Origin of the sequence: Acetivibrio clariflavus DSM 19732 (assembly GCF_000237085.1) — a bacterium.
Lineage (GTDB): Bacteria > Bacillota > Clostridia > Acetivibrionales > Acetivibrionaceae > Acetivibrio > Acetivibrio clariflavus.
On record NC_016627.1, the window covers coordinates 4,508,332 to 4,527,080 of the forward strand.

9 protein-coding genes, 1 tRNA gene and 4 rRNA genes are annotated in these 18,749 nt (G+C 39.7%); all 14 read right to left on the reverse strand.

Features of this window, described 5'->3' with window-relative positions; genetic code table 11:
• Window positions 1-170 precede the first annotated feature (170 nt).
• The 14 genes from CLOCL_RS19060 to CLOCL_RS19125 all read right to left on the reverse strand — a co-directional run bounded on the left by CLOCL_RS19060 (window position 171) and on the right by CLOCL_RS19125 (window position 18,726).
• Window positions 171-1,816, reverse strand: a 16S ribosomal RNA gene (locus tag CLOCL_RS19060).
• Window positions 1,817-2,331: 515 nt separating this feature from the next.
• Entirely contained in the window at window positions 2,332-3,927 is a 1,596-nt protein-coding gene (locus CLOCL_RS19065) for a putative polysaccharide biosynthesis protein (RefSeq protein ID WP_014256847.1), read from the reverse strand.
• A 161-nt stretch (window positions 3,928-4,088) separates the two neighbouring features.
• A 5S ribosomal RNA gene (gene rrf, locus CLOCL_RS19070) occupies window positions 4,089-4,205 on the reverse strand.
• Between the two features lie 157 nt (window positions 4,206-4,362).
• Window positions 4,363-7,706: ribosomal RNA gene (locus tag CLOCL_RS19075) — 23S ribosomal RNA — on the reverse strand.
• A gap of 164 nt (window positions 7,707-7,870) precedes the next feature.
• A tRNA-Ile gene (locus tag CLOCL_RS19080) sits at window positions 7,871-7,947 on the reverse strand.
• A gap of 126 nt (window positions 7,948-8,073) precedes the next feature.
• Window positions 8,074-9,719 (reverse strand): 16S ribosomal RNA (locus CLOCL_RS19085).
• Together the 16S, 23S and 5S rRNA genes with 1 tRNA gene alongside form the textbook arrangement of a ribosomal RNA operon.
• Window positions 9,720-10,556: 837 nt before the next feature.
• Entirely contained in the window at window positions 10,557-10,979 is a 423-nt protein-coding gene (locus CLOCL_RS19090; RefSeq protein ID WP_014256848.1) for an ATP-binding protein, read from the reverse strand.
• A 130-nt stretch (window positions 10,980-11,109) separates the two neighbouring features.
• The gene (locus CLOCL_RS19095) at window positions 11,110-11,868 is read right to left on the reverse strand and encodes a SigB/SigF/SigG family RNA polymerase sigma factor (protein WP_014256849.1); all 759 of its coding nucleotides are present in this window, start codon (window positions 11,866-11,868) and stop codon (window positions 11,110-11,112) included.
• A gap of 2 nt (window positions 11,869-11,870) precedes the next feature.
• Window positions 11,871-12,251 carry an ATP-binding protein gene (locus tag CLOCL_RS19100; RefSeq protein ID WP_014256850.1) on the reverse strand — a complete coding sequence of 127 codons (381 nt, stop codon included), beginning with the start codon at window positions 12,249-12,251 and terminating at the stop codon, window positions 11,871-11,873.
• A gap of 15 nt (window positions 12,252-12,266) precedes the next feature.
• Window positions 12,267-12,581 carry an STAS domain-containing protein gene (locus tag CLOCL_RS19105; protein ID WP_014256851.1) on the reverse strand — a complete coding sequence of 105 codons (315 nt, stop codon included), beginning with the start codon at window positions 12,579-12,581 and terminating at the stop codon, window positions 12,267-12,269.
• 509 nt (window positions 12,582-13,090) lie between these two features.
• A complete protein-coding gene (gene lysS, locus CLOCL_RS19110; RefSeq protein WP_014256852.1) occupies window positions 13,091-14,611 on the reverse strand; it encodes a lysine--tRNA ligase in 1,521 nt (506 codons plus the stop codon).
• Window positions 14,612-14,844: 233 nt separating this feature from the next.
• A complete protein-coding gene (gene greA / locus CLOCL_RS19115; RefSeq protein WP_014256853.1) occupies window positions 14,845-15,321 on the reverse strand; it encodes a transcription elongation factor GreA in 477 nt (158 codons plus the stop codon).
• 531 nt (window positions 15,322-15,852) lie between these two features.
• Window positions 15,853-16,833 (reverse strand): hypothetical protein, encoded by a 981-nt coding sequence (locus tag CLOCL_RS19120; protein WP_014256854.1) that lies wholly within the window; start codon window positions 16,831-16,833, stop codon window positions 15,853-15,855.
• Between the two features lie 135 nt (window positions 16,834-16,968).
• Entirely contained in the window at window positions 16,969-18,726 is a 1,758-nt protein-coding gene (locus tag CLOCL_RS19125) for a glycosyl hydrolase family 18 protein (RefSeq protein WP_014256855.1), read from the reverse strand.
• Between the last annotated feature and the right edge of the window lie 23 nt (window positions 18,727-18,749).

Consider the following 18,749-nt stretch of genomic DNA (forward strand, 5'->3'; position numbering starts at 1 on the left):
TCTTCTCATCTTGCTTTATCTGACATTATATATTTTTCAAGGTACATCATCTCTAAGCTCTATGGGCTTAGAAAACTAAACAGTGTAAGGAAAGAAACCCTCTATCGGCTGTCTCACAACCGATATCGACCATAAGTAGTGATACCTTTAAGTATCATCCTACTCCTTAGAAAGGAGGTGATCCAGCCGCACCTTCCGATACGGCTACCTTGTTACGACTTCACCCCAATCATCTGCCCCACCTTCGGCAGCGCCCTCCTCTCGGTTAGACTACTGACTTCGGGTGTTGCAGACTCTCATGGTGTGACGGGCGGTGTGTACAAGGCCCGGGAACGTATTCACGGCAGTATGCTGACCTGCCATTACTAGCAATTCCGACTTCATGCAGGCGAGTTTCAGCCTGCAATCTGAACTGGGACTGCTTTTGGGGATTTGCTCCACCTCACGGTCTCGCTTCCCTTTGTAGCAGCCATTGTAGTACGTGTGTAGCCCAGGACATAAGGGGCATGATGATTTGACGTCGTCCCCACCTTCCTCCGATTTATCACCGGCAGTCTCGTTAGAGTGCCCAACTTAATGATGGCAACTAACAACAAGGGTTGCGCTCGTTGCGGGACTTAACCCAACATCTCACGACACGAGCTGACGACAACCATGCACCACCTGTCTCCTCTGCTCCGAAGAGAAGCCCTATCTCTAGAGCTGTCAGAGGGATGTCAAGCCCTGGTAAGGTTCTTCGCGTTGCTTCGAATTAAACCACATACTCCACTGCTTGTGCGGGCCCCCGTCAATTCCTTTGAGTTTCAACCTTGCGGCCGTACTCCCCAGGTGGGATACTTATTGTGTTAACTCCGGCACAGAAGGGGTCGATACCTCCTACACCTAGTATCCATCGTTTACGGCGTGGACTACCAGGGTATCTAATCCTGTTTGCTCCCCACGCTTTCGCGCCTCAGCGTCAGTTACTGTCCAGAAAGCCGCCTTCGCCACTGGTGTTCCTCCTAATCTCTACGCATTTCACCGCTACACTAGGAATTCCGCTTTCCTCTCCAGCACTCAAGAAATACAGTTTCAGATGCAGCGCCGGGGTTGAGCCCCGGAATTTCACATCTGACTTGCATCCCCGCCTACGCGCCCTTTACACCCAGTAATTCCGGACAACGCTCGCCACCTACGTATTACCGCGGCTGCTGGCACGTAGTTAGCCGTGGCTTGTTCCTTGGGTACCGTCATTATCGTCCCCAACCAAAGAAGTTTACAATCCGAAGACCTTCTTCCTTCACGCGGCGTTGCTGCGTCAGGGTTTCCCCCATTGCGCAATATTCCCCACTGCTGCCTCCCGTAGGAGTCTGGGCCGTGTCTCAGTCCCAATGTGGCCGATCAACCTCTCAGTTCGGCTACCGATCGTCGCCTTGGTGAGCCGTTACCTCACCAACTAGCTAATCGGACGCGGGCTCATCTCACACCGGATTGCTCCTTTGATAACAAAGTGATGCCACCTCGTTATGTTATGCGGTATTAGCACTAGTTTCCCAGTGTTATCCCCCTGTGTGAGGCAGATTACCCACGCGTTACTCACCCGTCCGCCGCTATCCTGCATTCAACATTCAATACTCAGCTCCTTTTTGTGTTGGCACTTTATTCAGCGTGAAGCAGAAACTTTAAACATATCATAGTATATGGTTGTTTCTGCTTGACGCCGGCTCAATCTCCAACGTCAGCTGAATACTCAATGTTGAATGCAGGACCGCTCGACTTGCATGTGTTAGGCACGCCGCCAGCGTTCGTCCTGAGCCAGGATCAAACTCTCTAAAAAAACTTTATCTACTTCGCTGTATCTCTACAGCTACGTATTAATCTCTTTAGAAAGCCTTTTGGCTCCAAATTACTTACTCGCGTATATCTCGCAAGTTACTCATTAAATCAACGAGTTCCTTTCCTTCTTACACTGTTCACTTTTCAAAGTCCATATCCATCGCCTCATCGGCGCGGAATCTTATATTAACATGTCGCTTAATCTTTGTCAACACTTTTTTTTAATTTTTTTCGTATTGACCTCCAACCGGCTTTCTGTCTTGCTTCTTAAGTAATTTCGCAGTCGGTATCGGCGACAGCTTTAATAATATATCACCTATTTCACTTTTACACAACACCGTAAAGCCTCGGTATTTAATAATTAAATTAATTTATGTCTCATTTCCTCTATTATAAGATGATATCCTAATTTAAATTAAATTATACATACTTTTAATAAATAAACTTTATTTTATGCTTTTGTATTTCAAAAAGCGTGTGACAATATATTATTTGATAAAGAAAAGTTCCTTTAACTCATCGGATCATAGTCAATATTCTCTTTGGAATTATTAACTTAAGCTTTGCAGGCATGTTATTTAAATCCTCTTTGGTAATTCCTCTTACATATATCATTATATATGCAAAAACAACTACACCAACAGAAACAGCTATACATGTTGAAATAGCGTTGGCTATATAAATGCTTCCTATAAACTTCAACACAAAATACAATGGTTTATAAACAAGCCAAACAGCCAATCCCATAATAGCAGAAGAAATCAACGGTTTTGAAGCTAGCTTTAACAAATTTATATCCACATCCATACTTTTTTTAATCTCAATCGTGTTTAATACTATAGGAACAATAAAACCAACTATGCTTCCAATAATAGCCCCCATAATGTTAATTGCCCTGATTCCTATTAAAATATAATTTATCATAATTTTAACCACTATACCTATTAATAAATAAAATGTTGCCTTATAAAGCTTTCCCGCCCCCTGAAGTATTGACGTCTGTATTTGAGATATAGACATCAATATTAATAGTGCAGAACCATACATCATTAGTTTGTATCCGTCACCATATCCTAATATTGAGTATAATTGTTTACTGAGTATCGACATCCCCACTGCTGATGGAATAGATATAAAGAAACACAATCTGAATGTGTAGTTAGTTTTTTCGTCAAGTTGCTTTTTATCCTGAATAGCAACAGCTGCTGAAATTATAGGAAGTATTGTAGCTGCAAGAGCAGAAGCAATGGCAATAGGTGCATTTATTAGCTGCTGATATTTAAATAAAAGCCCATATAGCTTGCTTGCCTCAACCTCACTGTATCCTGCAGCATTAAGTCTTGACATTGTATTTGTAAGGTCAATAAGATTTCCTGCATACTGAGCTGCAACGCAAATTGTTATAGGAATACTGTATTTTATAATTCTTTTTGCCAACTCACCGTAAGGCAACTTTTTCACATTTGGATCCCTATACTGCCTATATTCTCTGTTTCTTTTAAAAATATATATCAAGTACATTGCCGCCACTAATGCACCCACTGAAGTCCCAACAGTTGCTCCGGCACAGGACCCTTCTACAGTCTCTCTAAAAAGGTATGCAAATAGTAGCGTAAAGAAAACATTCACAAATTGCTCTATTACCTGCGAGATTGCAGTTGGTGACATGTTTCCCCTACCCTGAAAATAACCTCTATACGAAGATATAACAGCAGTAATAAATAAAGTAGGAGACAACACAGCAATCCCCAGTGATGCTTTTTCACAATTAAGCATATTGGCAACTGGCTTCGCAGTAATAAACATTATTAAAGACAATAATAATCCTAAAATTATTAAGTATGATCTTGCAATCTTAAAAGCTCTAAGTGCATCTTTTCCATTACCAATTGCTGTAAGTTCCGAAATAGATTTAGATATAGCTACCGGTATCCCTGAATTCGCAATGACATAAATAAACACATATACCTGATATATAACCCCATATACCCCTGTTCCTTCATCCCCTATGATAGCCATTAAAAATGGTATGTATAAAAATGACATTATTTTTACTATTATACTTGCTGCTGACATTACAGCAAAACCTTTGGTTAATGATTGTTTCTGCATACTTTTCACCTATCTGTATTTTCTTTATATAAAATTTATCATAATATGTGTATAAAAAAAAGGCCGGATTTTAAAATCCCCAACCTGTCATTAAATTCCATTGATTTTTTTAATACAATAAACAAAGCCTTATGGATTGGTACCATAAGGCTTTGATATAAATCTGGCAGCGACCTACTTTCCCAGGACGTCTCCATCCAAGTATCATCGGCACTGAGAAGCTTAACTACCGTGTTCGGGATGGGAACGGGTGTGTCCTTCTCGTTATTGCCACCAGAAATCTATAAACTTTTTGGTATATACCTTCAAAAATATATAACGTCAGTCCACAAGATAAGAAGCTCTCTCACTCATTAAGTCTTCACTTCAGAACCCTTCTTCTTCTCCTCAGTTGTCAGTTTTCCATCTTCCAACTTCCAACCTCTAACTTCTAATTTGGTCAAGCCCTCGACCTATTAGTACCAGTCAGCTAAATACATTACTGTACTTACACCCCTGGCCTATCAACCATGTAGTCTACATGGGGTCTTACCCTTTCGGTGGGATATCTCATCTTAGGGTGGGTTTCACGCTTAGATGCTTTCAGCGTTTATCCCGTCCGAACTTGGCTACCCAGCTGTGCACTTGGTAGTACAACTGGTGCACCAGAGGTTCGTCCATCCCGGTCCTCTCGTACTAAGGACAGATCCCTTCAAATATCCTGCGCCCGCGACAGATAGGGACCGAACTGTCTCACGACGTTCTGAACCCAGCTCGCGTACCGCTTTAATTGGCGAACAGCCAAACCCTTGGAACCTACTTCAGCTCCAGGATGCGATGAGCCGACATCGAGGTGCCAAACCTCCCCGTCGATGTGGACTCTTGGGGGAGATCAGCCTGTTATCCCCAGGGTAGCTTTTATCCGTTGAGCGACGGCAATTCCACTCTCTTACCGCCGGATCACTAAGCCCTACTTTCGTACCTGCTCGACTTGTCTGTCTCACAGTCAGGCTACCTTATGCCTTTGCACTCGATGCGCGATTTCCAACCGCGCTGAGGTAACCTTTGGACGCCTCCGTTACCTTTTAGGAGGCGACCGCCCCAGTCAAACTGCCCACCTGACAGTGTCCCTAGACCAGCTCATGGCCTCAGGTTAGAGTCCCAGTACCCTTAGAGTGGTATCCCAACGGCGATTCCATGCAGACTGGCGTCCACACTTCCCTATCTCCCACCTATCCTGTACAAAGAATACCGAAACCCAGTATCAGGCTACAGTAAAGCTCCATGGGGTCTTTCCGTCTTGTCGCGGGTAACTTGCATCTTCACAAGTACTACAATTTCGCCGGGTACGTTGTTGAGACAGTGCCCAAATCATTACGCCATTCGTGCGGGTCGGAACTTACCCGACAAGGAATTTCGCTACCTTAGGACCGTTATAGTTACGGCCGCCGTTTACTGGGGCTTAAGTTCACTGCTTCACTTCCGTTAACAGATCCCCGTAACCTTCCAGCACCGGGCAGGCGTCAGCCCCTATACTTCATCTTTCGATTTAGCAGAGACCTGTGTTTTTGATAAACAGTTGCTTGGGCCTATTCTCTGCGGCCTGCTCTCACAGGCACCCCTTCTCGCGAACTTACGGGGTCAATTTGCCGAGTTCCTTAACAACGCTTCTCCCGCTCGTCTTAGGATTCTCTCCTCATCTACCTGTGTCGGTTTGCGGTACGGGTACCTCTACTCTCGATAGTGGCTTTTCTCGTCAGTGCGAAATTGGTCACTTCGGTACTATATTTTCCCTCCCCGTCACGGCTCATAATCATCCGGCGGATTTGCCTACCGGACTCTACTTGCCGCTTGGACGAGCTCTTCCAGTCACTCGCTTGACCTATCCCCCTGCGTCCCCACTTCTCTCAAACGAGCAGCGGTAGTACAGGAATTTCAACCTGTTCCCCATCGCCTACGCCTTTCGGCCTCAGCTTAGGTCCCGACTTACCCTGGGCGGACGAACCTTCCCCAGGAAACCTTAGATTTTCGACGGTAAAGATTCTCACTTCACTCTCGCTACTTATTCCGGCATTCTCACTACTATCTCGTCCACATGTCCTTCCGGTCATGCTTCTACCTACCATAGTAAGCTCCCCTACCCCTGCTAGAAGTTAGAAGTCAGATGTTAGACGTTAGATTATTCCCATCTCTGTATCAGTGTATTTATCCTCTTTCCTAAAACATCATATCTTTCCACTAATTCTTTGTGTTCTTCATTTGTGATGTATTCTAAGTCTTTGCTCATATCCAATAACACCACAACTTCATTACACGAACCTAATGTCATTTTTAGAAATCTTTTAAAATCTGATACAGATTCCTTTCGCCCATATCCTTCTGCTATATTTAACGGTATTGATATCGCAGCTCGCCTTATCTGGCTTACCAACTCATACCTTTCATGCTCAGGATATTTGAGCGTCATCTTCATTATAGTTATTGTTAAGGAGTATGACTCTTTATATACTTCCAAATCTTTATACGATTTTATCATCATGATACTCCTCTCACTCTTCTAACCTCTAACTTCTCACTTCTAACCTCCAGCAAGCCACAGCTTCGGTACACAGTTTGAGCCCCGGACATTTTTCGGCGCAGGTTCACTCGACTAGTGAGCTATTACGCACTCTTTGAATGAATGGCTGCTTCTAAGCCAACATCCTAGTTGTCTTAGCAAACCCACATCCTTTCCCACTTAACTGTGATTTTGGGACCTTAGCTGATGGTCTGGGCTGTTTCCCTCTCGACTACGGAACTTATCTCTCGTAGTCTGACTCCCAAGCTAAATCTATACGGCATTCAGAGTTTGATAGGGTTCGGTAACCCGGTAAGGCCCCTAGCCCATTCAGTGCTTTACCTCCGTTAGACATACTTGAGGCTAGCCCTAAAGCTATTTCGGGGAGAACCAGCTATCTCCGAGTTCGATTGGAATTTCTCCGCTATCCACAGCTCATCCCAAACCTTTTCAACGGTTATGAGTTCGGTCCTCCACGAGACTTTACTCTCGCTTCAACCTGTCCATGGATAGGTCACCCGGTTTCGGGTCTATTGCATGCGACTTTACGCCCTCTTCAGACTCGGTTTCCCTTCGGCTCCGTACCTTCAGTACTTAACCTCGCCACATACAATAACTCGCCGGACCGTTCTACAAAAAGTACGCTGTCGAGCCTTAACGCTCTCCAACTGCTTGTAAACATAGGGTTTCAGGTTCTCTTTCACTCCCCTCCCGGGGTTCTTTTCACCTTTCCCTCACGGTACTTCTCCACTATCGGTCACCAGTTAGTATTTAGCCTTGGAGGGTGGTCCCCCCTGCTTCCCACAAGGTTTCACGTGCCTCGTGGTACTCTGGATCCTGGCCTGTCTCCTCACTTTTCGCATACGGGACTTTTACCCTCTATGGTGTAACCTTTCCTGGTTACTTCTGCTAAGCTCAGAGAATCATTTCGCCAGTCCGCAACCCCAACCTATATTGCTATAGATTGGTTTGGGCTCTTCCGCTTTCGCTCGCCACTACTTACGGAATCTCGGTTGATTTCTTTTCCTGTGGGTACTTAGATGTTTCAGTTCCCCACGTCTCGCCCTGCTACACTATGGATTCATGCAGCAGTACCTGAGCATTTACCTCAGGTGGGTTCCCCCATTCGGACATCTGCGGGTCGATGGCTGTTTGCGCCTCACCGCAGCTTTTCGCAGCTTACCACGTCCTTCTTCGCCTTCTGGTGCCTAGGCATTCACCCTATGCTCTTAGTAGCTTGACCTTCCTCGGTTCTCCTTGTGAATCCCTTCTACCATCTTAATGAGTTTATCCTAAGAGTCACTACGTACTTCTTTCTGTACTAGTTACCCTCTTTTCTTCTCATCTTGCTTTATCTGACATTATATATTTTTCAAGGTACATCATCTCTATTTTATAAGAGATAATTGGTGGGCTCAAATGGAATCGAACCATCGACCTCACGCTTATCAGGCGTGCGCTCTAACCGTCTGAGCTATGAGCCCATGTATCTCTAAGCTCTATGGGCTTAGAAAACTAAACAGTGTAAGGAAAGAAACCCTCTATCGACTGTCTCACAACCGATATCGACCATAAGTAGTGATACCTTTAAGTATCATCCTACTCCTTAGAAAGGAGGTGATCCAGCCGCACCTTCCGATACGGCTACCTTGTTACGACTTCACCCCAATCATCTGCCCCACCTTCGGCAGCGCCCTCCTCTCGGTTAGACTACTGACTTCGGGTGTTGCAGACTCTCATGGTGTGACGGGCGGTGTGTACAAGGCCCGGGAACGTATTCACGGCAGTATGCTGACCTGCCATTACTAGCAATTCCGACTTCATGCAGGCGAGTTTCAGCCTGCAATCTGAACTGGGACTGCTTTTGGGGATTTGCTCCACCTCACGGTCTCGCTTCCCTTTGTAGCAGCCATTGTAGTACGTGTGTAGCCCAGGACATAAGGGGCATGATGATTTGACGTCGTCCCCACCTTCCTCCGATTTATCACCGGCAGTCTCGTTAGAGTGCCCAACTTAATGATGGCAACTAACAACAAGGGTTGCGCTCGTTGCGGGACTTAACCCAACATCTCACGACACGAGCTGACGACAACCATGCACCACCTGTCTCCTCTGCTCCGAAGAGAAGCCCTATCTCTAGAGCTGTCAGAGGGATGTCAAGCCCTGGTAAGGTTCTTCGCGTTGCTTCGAATTAAACCACATACTCCACTGCTTGTGCGGGCCCCCGTCAATTCCTTTGAGTTTCAACCTTGCGGCCGTACTCCCCAGGTGGGATACTTATTGTGTTAACTCCGGCACAGAAGGGGTCGATACCTCCTACACCTAGTATCCATCGTTTACGGCGTGGACTACCAGGGTATCTAATCCTGTTTGCTCCCCACGCTTTCGCGCCTCAGCGTCAGTTACTGTCCAGAAAGCCGCCTTCGCCACTGGTGTTCCTCCTAATCTCTACGCATTTCACCGCTACACTAGGAATTCCGCTTTCCTCTCCAGCACTCAAGAAATACAGTTTCAGATGCAGCGCCGGGGTTGAGCCCCGGAATTTCACATCTGACTTGCATCCCCGCCTACGCGCCCTTTACACCCAGTAATTCCGGACAACGCTCGCCACCTACGTATTACCGCGGCTGCTGGCACGTAGTTAGCCGTGGCTTGTTCCTTGGGTACCGTCATTATCGTCCCCAACCAAAGAAGTTTACAATCCGAAGACCTTCTTCCTTCACGCGGCGTTGCTGCGTCAGGGTTTCCCCCATTGCGCAATATTCCCCACTGCTGCCTCCCGTAGGAGTCTGGGCCGTGTCTCAGTCCCAATGTGGCCGATCAACCTCTCAGTTCGGCTACCGATCGTCGCCTTGGTGAGCCGTTACCTCACCAACTAGCTAATCGGACGCGGGCTCATCTCACACCGGATTGCTCCTTTGATAACAAAGTGATGCCACCTCGTTATGTTATGCGGTATTAGCACTAGTTTCCCAGTGTTATCCCCCTGTGTGAGGCAGATTACCCACGCGTTACTCACCCGTCCGCCGCTATCCTGCATTCAACATTCAATACTCAGCTCCTTTTTGTGTTGGCACTTTATTCAGCGTGAAGCAGAAACTTTAAACATATCATAGTATATGGTTGTTTCTGCTTGACGCCGGCTCAATCTCCAACGTCAGCTGAATACTCAATGTTGAATGCAGGACCGCTCGACTTGCATGTGTTAGGCACGCCGCCAGCGTTCGTCCTGAGCCAGGATCAAACTCTCTAAAAAAACTTTATCTACTTCACTGTATCTCTACAGCTACGTATTGATCTCTTTAGAAAGCCTTTTGGCTCTAAATTACTTACTCGCGTATATCTCGCAAGTTACTCATTAAATCAACGAGTTCCTTTCCTTTCTTACACTGTTCACTTTTCAAAGTCCATAATTCTTAGCCTCAGTCACTCATTACGAGCGACTTTTATATATTACCACGCTATCTTCACTTTGTCAACACTTTTTTTAAAGAATTTTACTCTCTTTTATTAAGTGCTGTTTCGTGCGACAGCTTTAATAATATAACATTTAGGTCATCTTTTTTCAACATTCAAATCTTTCATTTAACATAATTAATTGAAAATATTTGCCCATTGCTCGGCTATTCTCCATATTACCACTTTATAATAGCTATTACTAAGAATCAATTCAAATATTATTTATATTTTAATCAGTAGTAAAATTGGATTATAAATTGGATTATAAAGTTATATATGAAATTGAACTTAATAATCTTGTATCAGGTCACTTTACAATTATACTGAACCTAATGATATGCAATTTATATAAATCTTTAATTGAATGAATATATAAGACTTCTTATATTAATAGAAATAAAAATTTTAATAGCTTTTATATAAAACATTTACTTTTATAATACATAAACAAAAAAGCACTTAACCGTGCCCCTTCAAAAGTATCTCTTCAATTTCAGAACATTATAATCTGTAAATTCAAATTTTGCCAAAATTCCAATTGACTAGCTGCTTTAGTTATTGCAAAATTCAAATAAATTTAGTAAGCCATATATCATGCAATTGTTTTAAACTAATATTAATGCCTATCAATTATCTAATTCAACTTCTTTAACACCACTATTTTATTTCCTTTTGTATTGTATTTTACTTTATCACAAAGATTCTTTACGATGAGTATGCCTCTACCGCTTTCTTTCAAATCCGAAATATCCAAACACTCTTCCGGTTGACTTGAACAATTAAAGTTAAATCCTTCTCCTTCATCCTCGATAATAAAGTATACAAAGTCGTTATCAATACCGGTTCTTACCTTAACCCGCTTGGTTTTATCCTCTTTATTACCGTGTATGATAGCATTTAAAAGCAATTCATTCAATATAACTTTTATTTCAAATAAAATATCATCTCTTACCGGGCCATAACGATCTAGAATAAAATCTACTATATTATTAACCGATTGGCATACATTACACAACTCACTATTTATGCTAAAGTCATATAATTTCGAAACTTTCAAAGCTTTATTCTCCCTTTAAGTTAATAATATTTAAAATCTCAATATAATGATACCCATCATATGAAATTCATAAACACTATTAACTTTCCAGCTTATATTTGCAAAACTTGTTACCGTTTTACACATGGTATTATTTAATCAGCAACCTGCGGAATTTTTCCAAAACCTTTTTTTCCAAACGAGACACATACATTTGCGACACTCCCAATTTCTCGGCAATTTCTTTCTGTGTCTTGTTGTTAAAGTATCTCATTTCAATGAATGATTTTTCAGCATCGTTGAATTTATCAAGGCTTTTGATTAAAAAATCCCTATTTTCAATTTTTTCAAAAGTTGTATCCTCTTCACCAATAGTTTCATGCAGCTCAAGGTCATCATCATTGTAAACATTCTGATCAAAAGATTGCATATTATATGCATTGTTGGATTCAATTATCTCCATAACAGTTTCTTCACTGATATTAAGATATTTTGCTATTTCATCAATTCTCGGAGGTCTGGACAACTCCTGGGTTAAAATCTCACGAGCATGAGTGACTTTTTGGTATACTTCATATATTCTTCTGGGTATTCTTATTACAGATGCTTTATCCCTGAAAAACCTTTTAATCTCACCTATTATAGTGGGAGTTGCAAAGCTGGTAAATTTGACTCCTTTATCCACATCAAAACGCTCAACAGCTTTTATCAATGCAATAGAAGCTACTTGATAAATGTCCTCGTAATCAACACCTCTATTGACGAACTTTTTTGAAATTATTTCAGCAAGATATAGATATTTTTTTACAATCTCATTTCTGACCTCTACACTCTTTGTATTCTTAAACTCCACAAACAAATCATTGCTGTCATCATTTGTCTTGTATATGTTATCAATGTTCTGTGTCATAATTAAATACTCTCCTCAAGTATTTTTGACATGGACAAAATATAATTGTTGGAAGTGCATAACTCCACATTATCCATCAACGCATTTATGATATCTATTGCCAAACGGTCATTCTCAGCATCAAAAATACACTTCAGCGACGTATCTTCACAGCAAAAAGTAATCTTGATTTCTTTCCCGGAAACAATAAAAATAATTTTATAGGCATCTGCAACTTTGCTTCCTATATTGACTATTTTACTGCATACTTCCGAAATTGACACCTTGATATCCTCAATAACTTCTATATCGAATCCCACTCTATTTGCGAGGCTTGACGCCACCAGTCTTGCTGTACTTACGTATTCTGCTTTAAATGGCAAAGTAAGCTCTATTGTATCCATAATCCTTCCCACCTCTTAACCAATTTGAAAAACCTTGTCTAACCCGGTTATGGTAAACAATTTTTTTATATTGTCTTTAAGATTTACAATAACGACCTTCTTTTCATACTGTTTAGCTTTCTTTAATGCTCCTACGAATATTCCAAGACCGGTGCTATCTATATAATCCAACTCTTTGCAGTCAATAATCAGATCTTTTTTGTTTGTTTCTACAATATTATATAATTTTTCCTTTAGCTCGTTGGAAGTATATATATCTATTTCGCCATTAAGAGTTATTTTAACAGAATCACTTAAAACTTCCTCAATCATTTTTAAGTCTCCAGACATTCTTACATCCTCCTTATATACTTTCTAATGCTGTGATTGGTATCAGTCATTTAAAAACTTACATTTTTTAAGCCTGTCAATTCTATCTTTACTCTATCTTAAAATCACCTATGACCAATCAATTTTTACTACTTCATTTTACTGAAGTTGATTTCCTTTGTAAGAACCCTGCCTTTAATCGACAGAAGTGTATAATTTCTCGAAGACCGGATGAAAATGAATGTTAATTTTTCTCGAGAAACATGCATAAAAAATACACTTATAATTATTTTATACCATCCCGACATGCTTTCGCAACTTTATATTTTTTATCAACTTACTAATATATAAATACAAAATTATTGTGCAAACATGAATTCGGTTCATTTTTTAAACAGAAAAAATATCATAATTAAAGGATACAGCATATTTCACTGTATCCTAAACAAAAGTTCTATTTATTGTTCATGTATTTTTAGGCATGCTATATTTTATTTTTAAACCGATTCGTATTTCATGGCATTGATAATTTATTCTTTGGGTTTCATTGTCGGGAACAACAGTACATCCCTTATGGAATAGGAATCGGTTAAGAGCATAACCAATCTGTCTATTCCGATACCAAGACCACCAGTTGGAGGCATTCCATATTCAAGTGCTGTTATAAAGTCATCGTCCATCATATTTGCTTCTTCATCCCCAGCTTCCCTCTTTGCAACCTGATCCAAAAATCTTTCCTTCTGGTCAATAGGATCATTCAACTCCGAGTACGCATTAGCCATTTCTCTGCATGTGATAAACAACTCGAATCTTTCTGTTAAAGATGGCATATCAGGCTTTCTTTTGGTAAGAGGAGATACTTCTACAGGGTAATCCAGAATAAATGTGGGTTGAACCAGATGTTCTTCCACAAATTCCTCAAACATAAGGTTCAGTACTTCTCCCTTTGTAGGATTGCCCTCTATGTGAACTTTCTTTTCCTTAGCAATATTCCTAGCCTCTTCGTCACTGGTTATATTATTAAAATTAACTCCGGCATATTTTTCAACTGCTTCAATCATGGTCATTCTATTCCAGGGAGGTGTAAGGTCAATTTCCTGCCCCTGATAGGTAATCTTTGTAGTTCCCAAAACCTCTTGGGCCACAGTAGAAATAAGCTGCTCGGTTAATTCCATCATTCCCTTGTAATCGGTATATGCCTCATACACTTCCATTAAAGTGAACTCCGGATTATGCTTTACCGACATACCTTCATTTCTAAACATTCTGCCTATCTCATAAACTTTTTCCAGTCCTCCGACTATAAGACGCTTTAAATAAAGCTCAGGTGCAATTCTTAAATACATATCGATATCAAGAGTATTATGATGTGTAACAAACGGTCTTGCCGCTGCTCCTCCCGGTATAGTGTTGAGGATTGGAGTCTCTACCTCCAAAAAACCTCTGTCGTCCAAGAATTTTCTTATAGCTTTAATTATCTTACTTCTTACTATAAAAGTATTTCTGACATCAGGATTTACAATCAGGTCAACATATCTCTGTCTGTATCTTAGATCAACATCCTTTAATCCATGCCATTTTTCAGGCAACGGCTGAAGAGATTTTGATAAAAGCACTATTTCCTGTACTTTTACTGATATTTCTCCTTTATGGGTTTTAAATACTTCTCCCTTTACTCCAACTATGTCACCAATATCAAATTTCTTGAATTCTTCATAGACTTCTGCACCTACTTCATCCATTTTAACATATATCTGTATCTTACCGTCTCTATCACGCACGTCACAAAAGCTGGCTTTTCCCATTCCTCTTTTTGACATTAACCTTCCGGCAACAGAGACAAAGGCACCCTCCATACTTTCAAAATTATCAACTATGTATTTAGTTGAATGGGTAACATCATATTTTACAATCTTAAAAGGGTCTTTCCCATTTTTCTGTAATTCAGCGAGTTTCACCCTTCTCACTTTCAATATTTCATTGAGGTCTTCATACTCAACATTTGCATTTTGGCTATTATGAAGATCGTTATTTGCATCTCTTTCAGGCATTACTCTTCCTCCCAAATAATAAATTTTGGGAGCTTTCAGCTCCCCTAAATCTCTCATCCATTAATCCGTTAAAAAGAGATTAGACTTCTGCGGGGAATAATATCCCTTAAGTTTTCCCCTTTGCTTTTACTCAAAAGAGGTTTAATCATTAAAATAACAGTCTACAAAAAGTAAACTGTTATTTTAACACATATTATATATTAACATTAAATACATTTACAACAATATTTTTATTATTTTTTTATATCTATTATTTTATACTTTGCAATCCCATCCGGAACTACCACATCAACAACAGTTCCCTTTTCCTTACCCATAAGTGCTCTTCCTACAGGAGATTCATTTGATATTTTAAATTCGCTCGGATTAGCTTCCGCTGAACCGACAATATAATATTCAATTTCCTCATTATATTCCATATCCAATAAAATAACCTTTGAACCAAGGCTCACTACATCAGTTTTTACATCATCTTCATCTATAACCTTTGCATTCTTTAACATATTTTCAAGCTGTACTATTCTTCCCTCAACATGAGCCTGCTCGTTTTTGGCTTCATCATATTCGGAATTTTCAGATATATCACCAAAAGAAAGAGCTTGTTTAATCCTCTCTGCTACTTCTCTTCTCTTAACCGTCTTCAAAAATTCCAACTCTTGTTCCAACTTCTGTAATCCCTCATACGTCAGAACAACTTCTTTATTAACCATTTGAAGCCTCTCCTTTACTTTGATTTTCGTGTTGATAATATATGCATTTATTTCTTATTTATTCTAAAACATTATATTTCGTGCTAAGCAGGTCTCTATTAGAGTTAAATACTTAAATTTAGGATATTTTTTTAAATCCTTTAATTAGCAAACTCCAATGTTTCACTGTTTTATCCAGGAACAAAATCCAAACCACCTGTTTTTTAGCAAATTCAACGAGAATGAAATATACACCGCACCGAGACCGTAATACAATGCATTTTAAATGCTAAATAGGATGTTCAGACATATAATTGGAAGTTGCTTTACATCAACCTTAAAACTCAAAAAAATTATAAGTCTAACCAATTCAAGTCAATTTAAACTTTTTTTAATTATAGACCACTAATCCCATATTGTCAATAAGCAGGATAAAAAGATTACCATGGGTACACCTAGCTTAATTAGCACCCATCCTTACACAATACTTGCTTCTGCAAGTTAAAACATCGCCACGAAGAGAATTTTTACCTCTTTTCCGGCTGTATAATGTTATAAATAGCCTTTAACATAAAAACCCTCTTCAATAAAATATTCTTTTATTGACTCAATAGTCTTTAAATCTAAAAGATTATGCAAATTATCAATATTTTCATCCTTTTTATTTGTTAAAACAATCTCTGCAATCTCAGTCGAACTATAAAATTTGAATATTTCCTTTTCAAAGGCTTGCAAATATTTATCTCCAAGTCCTATATCTATTCCGCATATAACTGTTTTTTTTACTTCCGGAAGTAAGTCTTCAAGTTCACCATAATTTATTATTATAGAATTTGAATCAATACTGTATTTTATGCCATTAATTTTTATATTGCCATAATTTATTATCAAATCACAGTTTTTTAAAACATCCTCCAAATTGTCTGTAATTCTTACTGACAGGCCAGTTTCATCACATATTTCTTCTATCTTTTTATCCATAGACTCTTTTTGATCAGTTACCAACGTAATGAATTTTACAACAGGAGATAAAAGCTTAATAATTAAATACGGCAATAAATCATCTTCTCCCTGAATTACAGCTATATCAATTTCTCTAATGCTAAATCCCTTTTTCTCACAAAGGTCATTGAGAATATATTCCGCTAATGCAGTATAGACAATTTTCCCATCAAAGTTGCTTTTCTCACAGCTTTTCAAAGAACAACTGCAGATTGCAGGCATAATGCACTTAGTTATAGAGTTCTCGCTACATATTTTAGAAATTATTTTATCAAGTCTATTTTTTTTAGCTTTCCCCAGATTATTGAATTCTTCCAATGTATACGGCAGTTTTATTCCTTGAATAGCCAAACTGCTGTCCACTTGGATTTTTTCACCCATCACAAGCTTTATTTTAATCAGTCTTCTTAATTTCCCAAATAACCCCGGCAAAAATATCCATTTAAAAAAAATAGAAATTATACTTCCTGAGTTATTTTCGCATGTTTTATCGCTATCACCCATAAAGTAAAGCAAAGCTATTTTTTTCATAATATGTTTACCTTTGCTGCATTTGCGCCAGTATTTCTAATAGTATTCCTATTATCAACACGGTATAATTATTCTATAAAATAATCGTCAAAATCCGTTTCAGGCATAATAGCAATTTATTCTTTCCATAGATATTTATTTGTAAATATATACATTATCTTTATTTTTCTCCTGCCACTCCTGATAATTGTTTATATCTTTCAGATTCTTTTTCAATACTTCCCAGATATCAGCGGTCACAAAATTGCTGCTCCATGCACATGTCCCGGCCAAATTGTATTTATGAACCAAAGAAGCTCTCAGATTAATTGAATTTGCATCCTCTATCCAAATTTTATTAACAGTGTTTTCTTTCTCGTAATACGCGTAAAACTGTCCACTTTCCTCTTCCCATACAACTTTAGCATTATTTTGAAGTACTACATTTCGTGCCGCTTCCATGGACAACGCTTTACTTTCAAGAGTCTTTTTTCCTGATGCATCTGTTGTTTCAATCCACAAGCGAGTATAAAACGGAATACCTAAAAGCAGTTTCTCAGGTGGAACTTTCTCCACTTCAATAGCCCGCTTAATACGACCTTCCGCCCAGGTTATCTGTGCTACCGAACCGGCAACCGGACTTGTTCTCCAATGCTGGTCATAGGTCATGTACATAACATAATCAACAACTTCGCTTAAAGCCTTTTTATCGTAACATTGCATATCATTTACATCCACTGAAACAACCAGTCCCTGTTCTTTCAAAAAAGGTGTTATTTCCCTAACAAATTGAGTGAAAGCATCTCTGTCTTTCGGGTACATATTTTCAAAATCAATATTAATGCCATCAAGCTTGTAAAGTGCAGCATAGGCTAATATTTCCTTTATAAGATTGTCCCTGTAATTAGTGTTGTTCAAAAACTCACTGGCCATATTGCTGTCACTAAAATCATTGGCCAGAAGAGCCCAAACCTTATATCCATTGGCATGAGCCCATTCAACATATTGAGAATAGGCCCTGTTTATAAGTTCTCCATTGGCGTTTTTGAGCTGAAACCATGTGGGAGATACCACATCAAGACCTTCAATGTTATTCATGGCTGATAGATCGTTTCGCCTCTCATATACCTGGTCCCAAACCAAATTCAGCTTGCCCTTTTCCGGCTTCCAGTCGGTATTATTTTCTTCTTTCTTGGGCGCATCCTGCGCAACTATATTTTTTACTTCCACGAAGCGTTTCTCTATATAACCGATGGCTCCATCCCAAGTTCTGACCTTGTACCAATCGCCATACTCACCGAATACTCTTAACTCTGCCTCTTTCTGATTTTGTGAATTTTTATCAAACTTTCTTATTATGGGGTACTTTATTGAATGGCCTTTTCTCACAACAGCTTTAGGACTTACTGGCTTTGCAATTTGTTTTTCACTGCTTTTATTATCAATTATGATAACATTACTGCTTTCAATATAAGCTATTTCAATATTGTAAAAATCACTTAAAAACTCAATGGGTACATAAACTTGTCCACTGTCTTTGATGACAGGTATATTCAATTTCATGGGCTTATTGTTAACCAACGCCTCTAAGCTATCGGTCTTCATGCGTATAACTCTGTTTTCGGTGGTAACAGAGACAATATTTAATGTATCATCCCAGTATATATGCTTGTCAATATACTTTTTTACAATACTGAAGGGTAGTAATATTTCTCCTTCCAATATTTTCGGTTCCTGAGCAGATACATCCTGCTCATCTTCTACAACGAGAACTAGCTTACCCTCGTCAAAAGCAGGTACTACTTCATTGTTCGGCTTATAATATCTGTAATATACATAATAAGCTCCTGCTGCCAATACTGCAATAACCAATATCAACCAAAATAATCTACTGCCGGATTTCTTCTTCCTCAACTATGATCCCCCTCGGCTAAATA

Bases quoted from the DNA above. Each gene is read 5' to 3' on its own strand.
- CLOCL_RS19065 (WP_014256847.1), bottom strand. From the start codon at position 3,927: ATGCAGAAACAATCATTAACCAAAGGTTTTGCTGTAATGTCAGCAGCA.
- CLOCL_RS19095 (WP_014256849.1), bottom strand. From the start codon at position 11,868: ATGACACAGAACATTGATAACATATACAAGACAAATGATGACAGCAAT.
- CLOCL_RS19100 (WP_014256850.1), bottom strand. From the start codon at position 12,251: ATGGATACAATAGAGCTTACTTTGCCATTTAAAGCAGAATACGTAAGT.
- CLOCL_RS19105 (WP_014256851.1), bottom strand. From the start codon at position 12,581: ATGTCTGGAGACTTAAAAATGATTGAGGAAGTTTTAAGTGATTCTGTT.
- lysS (WP_014256852.1), bottom strand. From the start codon at position 14,611: ATGCCTGAAAGAGATGCAAATAACGATCTTCATAATAGCCAAAATGCA.
- greA (WP_014256853.1), bottom strand. From the start codon at position 15,321: ATGGTTAATAAAGAAGTTGTTCTGACGTATGAGGGATTACAGAAGTTG.
- CLOCL_RS19120 (WP_014256854.1), bottom strand. From the start codon at position 16,833: ATGAAAAAAATAGCTTTGCTTTACTTTATGGGTGATAGCGATAAAACA.